The 14,835-nt window shown below is 41.0% G+C and carries 13 protein-coding genes and 1 rRNA gene; all 14 read right to left on the reverse strand.

What is annotated here, in order from left to right; translation table 11 throughout:
* Nucleotides 1-132 (reverse strand): 16S ribosomal RNA (locus B9Y89_RS06060); the annotation flags it as partial.
* 440 nt (nucleotides 133-572) lie between these two features.
* Nucleotides 573-2,054, reverse strand: a complete 1,482-nt coding sequence (lysS, locus tag B9Y89_RS06065) for a lysine--tRNA ligase (protein WP_441351469.1) — start codon at nucleotides 2,052-2,054, stop codon at nucleotides 573-575.
* A gap of 228 nt (nucleotides 2,055-2,282) precedes the next feature.
* Nucleotides 2,283-3,269: a tRNA dihydrouridine synthase DusB gene (dusB, locus tag B9Y89_RS06070; RefSeq protein WP_085522352.1), complete on the reverse strand. Its 987-nt coding sequence runs from the start codon at nucleotides 3,267-3,269 to the stop codon at nucleotides 2,283-2,285.
* 51 nt (nucleotides 3,270-3,320) lie between these two features.
* Entirely contained in the window at nucleotides 3,321-3,527 is a 207-nt protein-coding gene (locus tag B9Y89_RS06075) for a helix-turn-helix domain-containing protein (RefSeq protein WP_085522353.1), read from the reverse strand.
* The gene (folK, locus tag B9Y89_RS06080; protein ID WP_085522354.1) at nucleotides 3,479-4,009 is read right to left on the reverse strand and encodes a 2-amino-4-hydroxy-6-hydroxymethyldihydropteridine diphosphokinase; all 531 of its coding nucleotides are present in this window, start codon (nucleotides 4,007-4,009) and stop codon (nucleotides 3,479-3,481) included. Before folK ends, B9Y89_RS06075 begins: the two co-directional genes overlap by 49 nt.
* Nucleotides 4,002-4,370, reverse strand: a complete 369-nt coding sequence (gene folB, locus B9Y89_RS06085; protein ID WP_085522355.1) for a dihydroneopterin aldolase — start codon at nucleotides 4,368-4,370, stop codon at nucleotides 4,002-4,004. Before folB ends, folK begins: the two co-directional genes overlap by 8 nt.
* A gap of 4 nt (nucleotides 4,371-4,374) precedes the next feature.
* Nucleotides 4,375-5,217: a dihydropteroate synthase gene (gene folP, locus B9Y89_RS06090; RefSeq protein WP_085522356.1), complete on the reverse strand. Its 843-nt coding sequence runs from the start codon at nucleotides 5,215-5,217 to the stop codon at nucleotides 4,375-4,377.
* Nucleotides 5,218-5,378: 161 nt separating this feature from the next.
* On the reverse strand, nucleotides 5,379-6,272 hold the full coding sequence (gene hslO / locus B9Y89_RS06095; RefSeq protein WP_085522357.1) for an Hsp33 family molecular chaperone HslO: 894 nt from the start codon (nucleotides 6,270-6,272) through the stop codon (nucleotides 5,379-5,381).
* A gap of 129 nt (nucleotides 6,273-6,401) precedes the next feature.
* Nucleotides 6,402-8,369, reverse strand: coding sequence for an ATP-dependent zinc metalloprotease FtsH (ftsH, locus tag B9Y89_RS06100; RefSeq protein WP_085522358.1), 1,968 nt, complete (start codon nucleotides 8,367-8,369; stop codon nucleotides 6,402-6,404).
* A 72-nt stretch (nucleotides 8,370-8,441) separates the two neighbouring features.
* The gene (gene hpt, locus B9Y89_RS06105; RefSeq protein WP_441351470.1) at nucleotides 8,442-8,981 is read right to left on the reverse strand and encodes a hypoxanthine phosphoribosyltransferase; all 540 of its coding nucleotides are present in this window, start codon (nucleotides 8,979-8,981) and stop codon (nucleotides 8,442-8,444) included.
* Between the two features lie 8 nt (nucleotides 8,982-8,989).
* Nucleotides 8,990-10,399 (reverse strand): tRNA lysidine(34) synthetase TilS, encoded by a 1,410-nt coding sequence (gene tilS / locus B9Y89_RS06110; protein ID WP_176222130.1) that lies wholly within the window; start codon nucleotides 10,397-10,399, stop codon nucleotides 8,990-8,992.
* Nucleotides 10,400-10,448: 49 nt separating this feature from the next.
* Nucleotides 10,449-11,402 carry a serine/threonine protein kinase gene (locus B9Y89_RS06115; RefSeq protein ID WP_085522361.1) on the reverse strand — a complete coding sequence of 318 codons (954 nt, stop codon included), beginning with the start codon at nucleotides 11,400-11,402 and terminating at the stop codon, nucleotides 10,449-10,451.
* Complete coding sequence (locus B9Y89_RS06120) at nucleotides 11,368-12,102, reverse strand: VWA domain-containing protein (protein WP_085522362.1); 735 nt, start codon at nucleotides 12,100-12,102, stop codon at nucleotides 11,368-11,370. Before B9Y89_RS06120 ends, B9Y89_RS06115 begins: the two co-directional genes overlap by 35 nt.
* 90 nt (nucleotides 12,103-12,192) lie before the next feature.
* Complete coding sequence (gene spoIIE / locus B9Y89_RS06125; RefSeq protein ID WP_085522363.1) at nucleotides 12,193-14,682, reverse strand: stage II sporulation protein E; 2,490 nt, start codon at nucleotides 14,680-14,682, stop codon at nucleotides 12,193-12,195.
* Nucleotides 14,683-14,835 lie beyond the last annotated feature (153 nt).

Genomic DNA, 14,835 nt, shown 5'->3' on the forward strand with positions numbered 1-14,835 from the left:
TGTTACTCACCCGTCCGCCGCTCGATCCATCCTAATCACTCCGAAGAGATCATAGAATATCTCGCGCTCGACTTGCATGTATTAGGCACGCCGCCAGCGTTCGTCCTGAGCCAGGATCAAACTCTCCATAAAAGTTGTTGCGTTTGACCCTTGGCTATGTTTGAAATGAGGTTCCTTTCAAACAGCGCTTGAGTTTTTGTTTAGTTTTCAAAGAGCAATCTGTCGATTCGCTAACGCCGATATTCGTTAAAGCGACCTTTATATTGTATCAAGAATCAACTGTGATGTCAACAACTTTTTCTAGCAATATTTGCGTTAACTAAAAAGCAACGTTTTTTATTGTATCAATTTTAATTGCTTGTGTCAATACGTTTGCGTAGCTTATCGGTGCTGTTTCAAAAGCGACAATAATCAATATACCAAGCTTTTGAAGAACTGTCAACATCTATTTTCAAGTAAATCTTCATCGCTTTAAGAGCGACAAAATTAATTGTATTATCAATCGTTTGCTTTGTCAACATTAATCTGAAATACCATATGATTTGGGAAGGATACCTCCCCAAATCTGGTGTTTAATCATCTTTATTACGCATTTGCGGGAACAATAATACGTCCCTTATAGACGAAGAATTTGTTAATAACATAACAAGACGGTCAATGCCAATACCAAGACCTCCCGTTGGAGGCATCCCATATTCTAGTGATTCTAGGAAATCTTCATCCATCATATGGGCCTCATCGTCACCGTCATCTCGAGCCTGAACCTGTGCTTCAAAACGTTGACGTTGATCAATCGGATCATTCAGTTCACTAAATGCATTCGCATGTTCGCGTCCCACGATAAACAATTCAAATCGATCCGTAAAACGTTGATCATGATCATTCTTCTTAGCAAGTGGAGAAATAGCGACAGGGTGTCCAAAAACAAAAGTTGGTTGGATCAAGGTTTCTTCTACTTTTTGTTCAAAGAATTCATTGACGACGTGCCCAAACGTCATATGATCCTTTATATCAATACTATGTTCCTTCGCTAGTTGTCGAGCTTCCTCATCGCTCATTTCCTTCCAAAAGTCTACACCCGTTTGTTCTTTTATTGCATCAACCATATGAACTCGTTTCCATTGAGAAGCAAGATTAACTTCATATTCTCCATAAGAAATAGTCGTTGTCCCATGGACTTTCTCTGTAATATAAGCGATCAGATTTTCCGTTAAATCCATAATATCATGAAAATCAGCAAAGGCTTCATACAATTCCAGCATGGTAAATTCGGGGTTATGCCGTGTTGACACGCCTTCATTTCGAAAAACCCGACCGATTTCATAAACTTGCTCCAGCCCTCCCACGATGAGCCGTTTGAGGTGTAATTCAATTGCAATTCGCATATACAATGGAATATTCAAAGCATTATGGTGAGTAATGAAGGGACGAGCCGATGCCCCGCCTGGAATACTGTGCATGGTCGGTGTTTCAACCTCAAGAAATCCCCTGTCATCCAAATATTCACGCATATAGCGAAGAATTTTGCTTCGAATCATAAACGTCTCTTTAACTTCCTGGTTCATGATGAGATCAAGATATCTCTGCCTGTAACGTTGCTCAACATCTTTCAAACCATGAAATTTGTCAGGGAGCGGCCGTAAAGATTTCGTTAGAATAGCGAAGTCTTGGACTTTGACACTTAGTTCTCCGACCTTTGTTTTAAAGGCAATTCCTTTAACACCGACGATGTCACCGATATCAATATCCTTAAAAATTTCATATTGATCGTCACCCACTTGGTCTTTTCGTACGTAAATTTGAATTTGACCAGTCAAGTCTTGGATATGGGCAAAGCCGGCTTTCCCTTTTCCTCGCTTTGTCATAATCCGGCCAGCAACCATTGCCGGAAACTCTTTTTCAGTCAATTCGTCTTTAGAATAACCATCAAATTGATCAACCATATCCTGAGCGGTATGAGACCGTTCAAATTTATCACCAAAGGGATGGACACCTTGATCATATAAATCATTGAGCTTGTCCCGCCGGGCCTTCAGTTGATCATTCCAATCCATATCTTGACTCACTGTTTCTCACTCCTTAAGTAATCATCAGTTATACGAATCCCTATGTGACCCAATATATAAAATCAAATAACTGTGAATTCACGCTCTATTTATATATCCTATCACTATAGTGAGATCATTAAAATAGGTCAATAAAAAACTGCCAGCGTCGCACCGGCAGTTTACATATATTGAAATTATAGATAAACCCGATCACAATGTCAACTCTTCCAGCGGTTATGAAGCATGCTCTACATCCATTTGTTCAATATAATCATATAAAATCGCTTTTAAATCTGCGGCATTTTCCGTCTGGTTAATTTTCTTTCTAACATTATTACTACCTCGCATACCTTTCAAATACCACGCTGCATGTTTGTGCATCTCTTTGACAGCGATGGCTTCACCCTTATGTTGGGCTAATCGGTCTAAATGCAACAGACAAACATCTATTTTTTCTTGAGGGGAAGGATCTCCATGAATGTCTCCTGTTTCAAGATATTGAACCGTTCTATAAAGCATCCAAGGATTGCCCAAGGCTCCACGGCCAATCATCACACCATCAACACCAGTTAATTCCAGCATCTTTTTCGCATCTTCTGGTGTTGCGACATCGCCGTTACCTATAACAGGAATGTTGACTTGATCTTTAACATCTTTCAAAATTGCCCAGTCCGCTTCACCTTCATACATTTGCACCCTTGTTCGACCATGAAGGGCAACAGACAGAGCTCCCGCTTGCTCAGCAGCTTGTGCATTCTGAACAGCATAGATGTGATTATCATCCCAGCCTTTACGCATTTTGATCGTAACAGGCTTGCCAACATTTTTAACAACGGCTGACACCATTTCATGAATCTTCTCCGGCTCTAGTAACCATTTGGCTCCAGCGTCAGTTTTTGTGATCTTAGGTACAGGACACCCCATATTAATATCTATAATATCAGCATTGGTATATTGATCTACATACTTTGCAGCCTCAACCAAAGAATCCTTTGAGCCCCCAAAAATTTGTAGACTCATCGGTTTTTCACGATCCTCGACATGCAGCATTTGCAATGACTTTTTATTTTGATTAACAATACCCCTATCAGCAACCATTTCCGCACACACAAGGCCTGCACCAAATTCCTTTGCGATTAAGCGAAACGCCGGATTACACACACCTGCCATTGGTGCTAAAACAACAGGATTTTTTAATTCAATATCCCCTATTTTTAACATCTAATCACCTTTCCTACAAACATCTGTTCACGCACTCTAACCTTAAGGCGCCTATTTGAAATTAGCAATGTCATCAACGGATACATTAAGAATCCCAGATACATGTTGAATCTGTTCATCTGTTGGTAATCGATTGCCACGCTCTATTTCTCCGAGTATTGACAGAGAAATCCCCAATTTCTCTGCTAATTCAACTTGCGTAAATCCTTTTAGTTTTCGAAAAGACCGGATTCTCCTGCCCCATTGTTCTGCTTCCATAAACGCACTCCCTTATGTTCTTTAAACGTGTTGTATACATCATCAATTATTTGGTCAGTCCCAGGTATGGTTTGGTTAGCATTAATGTTGCGCAATGGTTTAATCACAAAAAGGCGCTTCGTCAATTCAGGATGCGGTATCATCAAATTTTCTAATTTAATTATTTTATCGTCAAAAAGTAAAATGTCAAGATCAATAGTCCGAGGACCCCAACGAATGGTCCTTTTCCGTTCCAATTTCTGCTCTATCCCTTGAGTCACTTCCAATAGTTCCTCGGGCAGCAAGGAAGTACGGACTTGTACAACCATATTTAAAAAGTCGTCCTGAGGGACGTCCCCGTAAGGTAATGTCTCGTAAATTGGCGAGCAGTTACCTATTATAATGTTTTTATCATCCTCTAATAGTTGCAATGAACGTCTGATATATTCCTCTCTATCACCCATATTTGAACCGATGCCTATGTAACTCGTATGATTATTCATCATCTCGCCCCCGGCAAACTTCAACAGCAACAGACTCATAATAACCAGGAATAGGTGGATCTGGTTTAATCACCTTAACATGGCAAGTTTGCACCATGTGAAACCGAGATAAAATTTGCGAGGCGATTCGATCGGCAAGAGCCTCAATTAAATTAAATGGCTCCCCTTCAACCATTTCTTTTGTAAGTTGATACACCTCGGCATAGTTAACAGTATCATTCAAATTATCAGTGGCACCGGCTCGTGAAAAATCAGCTTCAAGAACCACATCAACGATAAACTTTTGCCCAAGGTCCTTCTCCTCTGAAAAAACACCATGATAACCATAGAAGGCCATTTGATTAACAAAAATTTTATCCATACCATCAACCCCTTAGAAGCATAGCATCCATCATATTTGTCATTTTCTTAATCGGACCCACATCATGTACGCGTACTATCTGGCACCCTTTAGAAACACCTAAACAAACCGTCGCCCCTGTTCCCTCAAGGCGATCACTAACATCTGTGCCGAGGGTTTGTCCAATGAAGGATTTGCGTGACGTCCCTAACAAAACGGGATAACCCCATTGATGAAATTCATCAAGCCGCCGCATAACTTCAAGATTATCATGATACGTTTTAGCAAAACCAATCCCTGGATCAAGGATAATGCGATCATCAGCCACGCCCGCGTCCTGAACCAAGGATATACTTGCCTGCAGATCATCTTTGACATCCGTTAATAAATCTTGATAATTTTTGTCATGGCGGTTATGCATTAGAATGATCGGGGCCTGGGTGTTAGCAGCTACTTCAGCCATAGCCGGATCAGCCTTTGCTCCCCATACATCATTGATAATGTCAGCACCTGCTTCTAACGCTTGTCTAGCTGTCTCAGCTTTGTATGTGTCAATAGAAATGGGGATGTCTGTGAATTCTCGTATAGCTGCTATCGCCGGAAGAATACGCTCTAGCTCAATATCTAATGGGGTAAAATCAGCACCTGGGCGGGTCGATTCACCGCCAATATCAATGATATCAGCTCCTTGGGCTATCATCTCCTGAGCATGACTCACCGCATTTTTGACATGATCATACGAACCCCCATCAGAGAAAGAATCAGGTGTCACATTCAAAATGCCCATCACAAGTGTTCTTTCTCCTAACGGCAAATATCGCCCATGATGTAATGTTAAACACTGGTTGCCTTCAATCTGTAAAGTCATTACGCCTCACCTCATTGCTTTGCACGGAACGTGCTCAGTCGACGTTCCTTATTATATTCCCTCTACTGAAATAGTTTACACTCTATCTTTGTTTAAGCAAATGGATAATTTTTATGGCAATTGTTATGAGAAAAACAACCGGCCTCGGCCCGTTGTTTTCCTTACGACTCCAATGTGTCTTTGGCTCTTTGATAAATATCTTCTAACTCTGACTCACTAAAATGATAAGTCGTTCGACAAAAATGACAACTGGCTTCAGCACCATGATCTTCATCAATCATTGAGCGAAGTTCATCAGGACCCATTCCTAAAAGAGCATTGCTGAGTCGTTCCTTTGAACAAGTACATTCGAACGTTACACCCATTTTATCGATAAACTGAACATCATCTTTTGAAAATAACGTTGTCAATATATCCTCTGGGGTCAGGCCTTCTTCGATCATTTTTGATATCGGTTTAACTTGTGTTAATCGTTCTTCAACTTGATTGATAATATCATCAGGTGCGCCAGGCAAAACCTGAATCAAAAAACCGCCCGATGCTTTAATCGTATTATCTGGGTTCACTAACACGCCGACACCGACCGCTGACGGAATTTGTTCTGAGTGTACAAAATAATAAGTGAAATCGTCGCCAATTTCTCCGGAAACAAGCGGCACACGGCCTGTGAAATTCTCACGCATACCAAGATCTTTAACCACACTTAAATGACCATTATTGCCAACGGCACGTGCAACATCCAATTTCCCTTTCTCATTTAAATCAAAATGCACCTGGGGATTGGTAACGTAGCCACGTGCAACTCCGTCAGAGGTTGCATCGGCTATAATCACTCCAATGGGTCCGCCACCTTCAACAGTAACCGTTAATTTATCTTGACCCTTTAACTGGACCCCCATCATTGTCGCAGCCGTGATCGTACGTCCCATGGCGGCAGATGCCGTCGGCCATGTATTGTGACGACGCTGGGCTTCCGAAACCATATCCGTACTAATAATCGCTTGAGCACGAATATGACCGTTAAAAGCAAGCGCCTTAACTAAATAATCACCCATACTTATTAAACACCTCTTATTGAATTAATATTCACTGATATAGAAAATGATATTCCTGCCAAATAGGCTTCAGCCATAGCAAGTAACAAGCCATAAAAAAGGTGCCCCAAATTTCAGGCACCTTCTTTATTAGTCTTTTTTGTTTTCATCATCCGATTCATCATCAGATGATTCCGTCTGCGTATCTTCGACTTCCTCTTCATCCTTCTTGTTGATGTTTACCTTAACATCGGAATCTCGATCTTTACGATGCCGTTCAGAGCTTGATTCAATCAACTCACCTGTTTCAACAAGTTCCTTGATTTGGTCAGCCTCAAGTGTCTCAACCTCAAGCAACGTTTGAGCAACGAGTTCAAGTTGATCTTTCTTATCAGTAAGGATTTGTTTGGCACGATCATAACTTTCTTTGATAATACGTTGAATTTCCGCATCAATTTCATAGGCGATCGAATCACTATAATTGGGTTCGTTTTGAATATCACGGCCCAAAAAGACCTGACTGTTTTGATTTTGTCCAAATTGCATTGGTCCCAGTTTGTCACTCATACCATATTCAGTGACCATACTGCGTGCAATTGATGTTGCCCTTTGGAAATCATTAGAAGCGCCTGTGCTGACTTCACCGAAGATGATTTCCTCAGCCACACGTCCACCAAGTAAACCAACAATTTTATCAAGCAACTCAGGTTTAGTCATAAGAGAACGGTCTTCACGAGGTAATTGTACAGCGTAACCACCAGCTTGACCTCTTGGGACAACGGTCACTTTGTGTACTTCTTCCGCACTATCAAGGGTTAACCCAATGATCGTATGACCGGATTCATGATGGGCCACAATTTTTCGTTCTTTTTCGGAAATAACTTTACTTTTCTTAGATACACCAGCGATGACACGTTCAACGGCTTCGTTGATATCTTCCATATCAATTTCCGTCTTATCAACTCTAGCTGCGACCAACGCGGCTTCGTTAAGTAAGTTTTCTAAATCTGCTCCTGAAAAACCAGGCGTTAAACGAGCCACTGTCTCTAACTCAACACTTTTTGCTAGAGGTTTACTTTTAGCATGCACCTGTAAAACTTCACGACGACCTTTAACATCAGGGCGGTTAACCGGGATTTGCCGATCAAAACGACCCGGACGTAATAAGGCAGGGTCAAGAATATCAGGCCGGTTAGTTGCGGCAATAATGATAATGCCCTCATTAACACCGAAGCCGTCCATTTCAACAAGCAATTGGTTAAGCGTTTGTTCACGTTCATCGTGTCCACCGCCTAGACCTGCTCCACGTTGGCGACCGACAGCATCAATTTCATCAATGAATATAATACATGGTGCGTTCTTCTTCGCATTCTCAAAAAGATCACGCACACGCGAAGCACCCACACCAACAAACATTTCAACAAAGTCGGAACCGCTAATCGAGAAAAATGGAACACCTGCTTCACCAGCCACAGCACGTGCTAGTAAAGTTTTACCTGTACCAGGAGGGCCAACAAGTAAGACACCCTTAGGAATACGTGCACCTAATTGGGCAAACTTGCGCGGATCTTTTAGGAATTCAACCACTTCAACAAGTTCTTGCTTTTCTTCATCGGCACCGGCCACATCTTTAAAACGAACTTTTTTCTTTTCTTCAGAGAAAAGTTTGGCTTTACTTTTACCAAAGTTCATCACACGGCTACCGCCGCCTTGAGATTGATTTAGCAAGAAGAAAAACAGAATGAACAAGATAACAAAGGGAATGAGTTGGACAAAAAAGCTGACCCAACCACTCGTTTGTTCAGGAGGTTTGAATTTAACTTTCGTCTGTTTGGCAACTTCTGTTACATGATTAACCGTTTGTTCATTAAAAGGGATGTGTGTCTTAAAAGTTGTATTTTCATCCTCATACGACTTTAACTTCCCTTGAACCTTATAGACGCTAACATTGGGTTGAAGCGTCATCGATTCGATATCACCATCTTCAAGATGCTGAGAGAACTCAGAAAACGTCATATCCTTGACCTTTTCATTAGGCCCACTTAGGAAACTGACGATCCCAATAATAACTATAAATATAAACACATATACTAACCCGTTTTTCAGTATACGATTCATCCCTGACCTCCTCCCAAGAAAAAGGAACCATGTCTTATAGTATCACAATCCAATTATATGTCACAAGCAATATCATTCTTGATAAATTTCGGGTTTTAACACCCCTATATATGGAAGATTACGGTATTTTTCAGCATAATCAAGACCATATCCAACAACAAAAGCATCGGGTACCGTAAAACCAACAATATCAGGCACTATGCTTGATTGTCTTCCGGAAGGCTTATTAAGAAGCGTTACAATTTTTATAGATCTTGCCTTCCGATACTTAAAAAGCTCAACAAGGTAGTGTAGCGTCAAACCGCTGTCAATAATATCTTCGACAATGAGGATGTCGCGCCCTTCAACAGAAGTGTTTAAATCCTTATCAATTTTCACTTCACCAGAAGAAACAGTGGAATTACCATAGCTCGAGACATCCATAAAGTCCATTTCTAAATGAACACTCATTCTTTTGATCAAATCTGACATAAAAGGCATCGCGCCTTTTAACACACCAATGACTAATGGAAAGCGCCCCTCATACTCAGTGGATAACCCCGTGCCAAGTTCAACGATCTTAGACTGAATTTCTTCCTCCGTAAATAGTATGTCCTGCATGTCTTCTCTCATCATCATGATTATGTAATCCTCCCAAAAATACCAGTTGGCATATAGCTAAAAACAAGAACCTCCTTGGTATGGTGTTCAGGTACGGCCCATTCACTTTCCTTCAATAATGGTAACCACAGTATCTTATCATTGGCATCCACCAATAACGGCCACCGACCTCTTAATTGGTATTCAACTTTTTGATTGATAAAAATATCTTTCACCTTTTGTGTCCCGTTCAAACCTTTAGATCGAATTCGATCTCCATCCTTTTTTGATCTTAAATACAAAGGAAGGGTCAATTGCTCATAATCAACAACCAACGATTCACGATCTTTTGGCAGCTCGGTTAAATCCTGATGCCTGCTGGCGGTTACATAACCTACAGGTGTGTTAGTGATACCCGGGATATTAACCTTTATATGATAATCGGTTTGAGGATCCACATCGCAACCCAAGTTGAAAATGAGTCGATCATAAGAGATAATCAAAACAGCACCCTTAGGTAGATGCAGTTCACTGTAACCTGACGCACTTTGCAACCAACCAAAGATATTTTCAATATGAACAGATTGAATCTGGTATGTATGATTGTACAGATAACTTAATATTAGATGAATCAATCGTCGTTGTAAAGGAATGGGGGTCTTTATAAACTGATGAACTGAAATGATAACACTATGACTATCCTTATACATGACAAGTTCTTGCAAGACATTTTGCGCTAATTCGGTAAGATACGCATCGTCAGAAGCCATCATTTCGCTATCCTGCTGAAACCGATGATGGACTTTGGGGTTCTCTGATTTTAAAAACGGTAAAACATGATGTCGAAATCGGTTCCTTGTATAGGTATCAGCATCATTACTGGGATCCTCTCTCGGTTCTAACCCATGTTCATCACAATAGGCGAGGATGGTTTCCTTATCAACCGTTAACATTGGCCGAATAATAAAACCATCAGCAAACGACCGTTTAAAAGGGATACCTGCTTTCGATTGGCCAAAACTGCCACGCACTTGCCGCATTAGCATCGTTTCCACTTGGTCATCACCATGGTGGGCCAAAGCTAAATAGTCTCCATTATATTTTATCATCATTTCATGGAAAAAATGATAACGACATTCCCTAGCTGCCTCCTGAGTATTTAAGTGATGTTCTTGTTTATAGGCATTAACATCAATGCATCGACCCTCAAATAAAATGTCATGCTGATCACAAAATTTGGCGACAAAATTCACATCTTGCCTTGAGGCCTCCCCTCTAAGCATATGGTCTACAGAAACAGCAACAATATTAATATGCCACAAAGATTGATTTACATGTAAGTAATGTAAAAGTGCCAGCGAGTCGGGACCGCCGGAAACACCGACAACGACTGTACTGTTTTTTGCTAGCAATCGATGTTTTTTTATGAAGGCATCAAGACTGGACTTCAATTCATGCGACTCCTTCGTCAAACAAAATACTTATTCTCTACTAGAAACTCTACATGATAAATAAAGTTATGTATAGGACATAGGCAAACGTCAATGTCAGCACTAAGGCCAACGTCCCTTTCCATTCTTTTTTCTTTTTTGACCGCGACCGATTGGGTTGATGACCGTACACCGGTTTACGTTGCTCATTCGTTTTAGTTTCACTTATTAATGTGACAAATTCATGACGCATGTCAGCTGCTGAAGAATACTGTCCATTTATCGCCTTCAGAAGTATCGTTTCATAGGGTAGTAATTTGGGCTCATTTCGAATAATGGTCATCAACTCTTGGGAAGGGCGATGACCTTTTTGAGGATGCCTCATCGTTGCTGCATGAATCACAATCATGGCTACCGCAAATAAGTCATAACTCGGTTCAGCTTTACGATCACCTAATCCCCAATATCCTCGATCATAGAACTCACTATATTCTTTAATACTGCGGCCGATCCTGGTAACGCCACCGACATCCAGCCACCGCACCTTTAACGGTCGGGAGGTGACAATAAGATTTTCAGGTTTTAGATCACCGAATACCCAACCTTCTTCATGAAGACGATGAAGACTTTTAAGTAATTGTAAAGCGAACACGCTTGTCCATTCAAATCCACGAACTTTTATACATTCAGTCAAGGATGTCCCATTAATATATTCCATAGCATAAAAAGATAACGTCCCGCGGTTCGTGATCCAATCGTCGACATCATACAATTTGGGAGTGAGAGCTTCGCCTTGAACATGACTAAATGACTTTAAAATATTGACTTCCGAAGTAATGGTTGAGTTATCATTTCCGAACTTGAGAGCAACACGGCCGTAATCGGAATTGGCCAAGTAGACAGTCCCCTGGGCACCGTAACCCAGGGGTTTGATAATCTGATATTGATTTTGATGCCATTTTCCAATAACAATGGTTCCCGGGGGAATTTTAAGAGCTTGATTCTTCAATGAAATCGTCGTCATCGGAGATAAACCCTTTCCGTTTTTGTTTTGAGAATTGATTCAAGGCTGCTTTAATTGCCGGACCTGTTGGCGTGATACCACCTGAGGCCAACTTAGAAAATACATTATGAATCGCATCCATCTTGGGGGTCCAAGATAGGACTTGATCGATCGGTTTACGTTTCCCGGGAAATGTATAAAGGCAAAATTGATTTTTGCCAACCCTGGAATTCAAACTAATGGATAAGTCCATTAAAGCATCTTGAACCGTCGGAAGCTTGTTATCCATACTGGCACTTGTGTCAACAAGGATACACACCTCAAGATTAGAGGTTTCACCGATATCGTCGACAACTTCCATGACCTTCCCCCGCTTCTCTGGAGGCAAATCTTCCATATCTTCACTTTCCCCGAGAATCTGTTGTAACTCTTGATTAACGACTCCTTTAATAGTTTGGGTCATCGCCTGTCGGGTCACTGCCTGTACCGTTTGTGAAAGTTGTTTGGTTTTAACAATTTGGCTAATACCGCCACCTGCCATAGCGATATCTTCCACTTCTTCAATGCCGCCATCTGCCGTTTGGTCATCATTTACTACACCAATCACATTTACAGCTATCCCATATTCCTTAGCCAAGGCTGCTATTGCTGATGGATCTTCACCCTGATTTGAACATCCATCCGTAATTAATAAGATTTGCTTTAATGTTCCTTTATTCATACCATCAGCCCCTCTCTTCTACTATCATCCTCGCCAAAAGAGAGAGGGTTTATACCATCCTTACTAGACTCCTGTCACCACCGATAGATTTTACTGAGCTTTTCTTGATAGGGGCTGTCCGTTTGTGTAAGTTGAGATCGCTGCCCATTTAGGAATATGATGCTCAATTCTCGAAATAACAACCGTCATATCATCATCAATTTCTCCACCTTTAGTTCGTATCACCTCTTCTAACAATAAATCAGCGATTTCTTGTGGTTCATCTGTCTCCATCTCTTTAATCTTTCGTTTCATCCAAATTTCTTTATTCTCAACATGCTTGGGGCCATCAAAAATACCATCACTCATCATAATCAATAGATCGCCAGCTTTAAGTTGATCACCCACAACTTCTACATCTGTAAAATCTTGAATAATTCCCATTGGAAGGTTACTCCCTTCAATCATATTGACTTGTTGACCTCGTTTGATAAAGCTTGGGTGTGAACCAATTTTCAGAAACTTAACTCCAGCATCCTGCAAATCCACTAGGGCTAAATCGAGTGTAGAAAAAATTTCTTCAGTAGAACGCAAGGATAAAATAGAGTTAATGGATTTAATCGCAATCGTTTCATCAATCCCTGACTTTAAAACCTTAGAAAGCAGTTGTAACGTCTCTTGACTTTCAACATGGGCCCGTTCTCCATTACCCATGCCATCACTGATCGCAACTGCATATTTACCAACACCCAATTCAAATGTCGTGTAATTATCTCCAGAAATCCAGCCGCCTCCTTTGGCTGTATGAGCAACTCCTGTGTCAATCACATAAGCCTTAGCTGAACCAAACGTTACCTGACCATATCCGTTTGGAAACGCTGAATCGGTTAAATTCTTAACAACAATCGTTTCGTTTAAAATGTCCGACAAGATTGGGGCAATTATTTTATCGCATTCCCCGTAATAATCAGAAGGAATCGTCATATCTATGTCTACGGCCCCTTCTTCCAAATTATATATTTCAACATTTTCAATATCTAATCCAATATCCCGTAGTTTTTCAATGATTTGATCCTCTTGCTGTTGATGCGTATCGCGTTCTCTTTTAATCTCATCAGCAAAGTCACCCATCACTTGAGAAACACCAAATAGTTGTTCAGCAACCAACCTTCGACTATCATTGACTTTCTGCCTTAGCTTTTGCTGTTCATCATATTTGTCATATTGCTGCTGCATGGCTTGAATCACTTGCTCAGGCTTCACACAATGCTTGCGCCATTCCCGCTTCAATTTAGGACTCTGGATCGCCCCCGTTTCTCCCATCTCTGACATCATTTCTGTCATGTAATCATAGGTTTGATCAAACTTCTTGACCCAACACTGTTCTTTTAAAAAGCAAGTCTGACATGTCTTCTCCGTTACTTGACTCAAGAATAGATCCACTTCATGATTTGAATCATGGTCATCAGGTGAATGGCTCGAATGTGAAAAGCTATTGGATAAAGCCTGAAACAATGATGAAAATTGCTCGACTCTTTTAGCCGTCACATCGCGCAACTTTGTCATGTACTGTTGTTGCTGTGAATCATACTCTTGGGTCCCGGGCACATAGATAGCGATCGACTTAAAAACGGACTTGGGCGTTAATAAAAATAAGAAAACAGCAGCAAGGGAAGTCAGCGTGGTGCTTGTAAGCTGCTGATAGCCATTACCATACAAACCAATTAACAGCGTCCCAATCATTAAACCAACGCTAACCCCTGGTTTTTTACCCTCTTTCAAAAGGCCACCCAGTAAACCGGAGAAAGCCAATAGACTCATTTGATAAAGACTCGTGACATTGGCAAGGCTTAAAATGAGCCCCAGGACAACCCCCACCGTTGATCCAACAGCTGCACCACCTATATATGCAAACACTAAAATAAAGTATCTGGATAACGCTTGCTCGACTGGAACACCGTAGACAGCCCAGCCAATCGTCCCTGTCAAAATGGACGCTAGCAGAATCATAAAACAGATCATTTCTTCATGTTTTAGCGTCTTTTTTCGAATTTTGGATCCAATTAAAGGTAAACTGTACAAAAAGATCAGCGTCAAAAGGTAGCTTAAACCGGCCTCAATTAAAGCGGTAATGGTATCTGTGATAAGCCATTGACCGCTTTGTATATACGTGAACAGTGCCCGTGTCATACCTGTACTCAGAAGGACAACATAGGGAAGCAATTGGTACTCTTCCTTCTTAATCACTTTAACCACAAATGCCCGAACGAGAACAAAGACTACAATGGCCGAAAAAGCAAATAAACCTTGCCAAAGATCCACAGTCGAGGCCCCTACCACCAAACTAACAAAGGCAAGTAAACGCTTGTCCGGTTTTAATAGAAATACCGCTGCAAAGAAGGGCGTAATAAAGGGAGCCATATCCGATAAAATCACGGCACGACCTAATAACAATCCAACCACCAGACATAATGTTTCCCACCGCCCTAACACATTCATAACGGTTTTTTTTACGAACTGAACCCATTGCTGTAAGTAGTGCCTGCTTGGTTTATTCGTATAAGTCTGTGCAACGTTGCTATCTTCCAATTTATGTATCATCCCATGCACCACCCGTAAATAATTATTGTATGATTCATTAAACCATAGGATGACTACACATTTTGTCAAAACAAGAAGACAAGACTAAAAAAGTCTTCGACGATTTTCAAGATGGATTGTCAAAAAAGCAAAACATTAGCGAAAAGATTCACT

This window comes from Tuberibacillus sp. Marseille-P3662 (genome assembly GCF_900178005.1).
GTDB lineage: Bacteria > Bacillota > Bacilli > Bacillales > Sporolactobacillaceae > Marseille-P3662.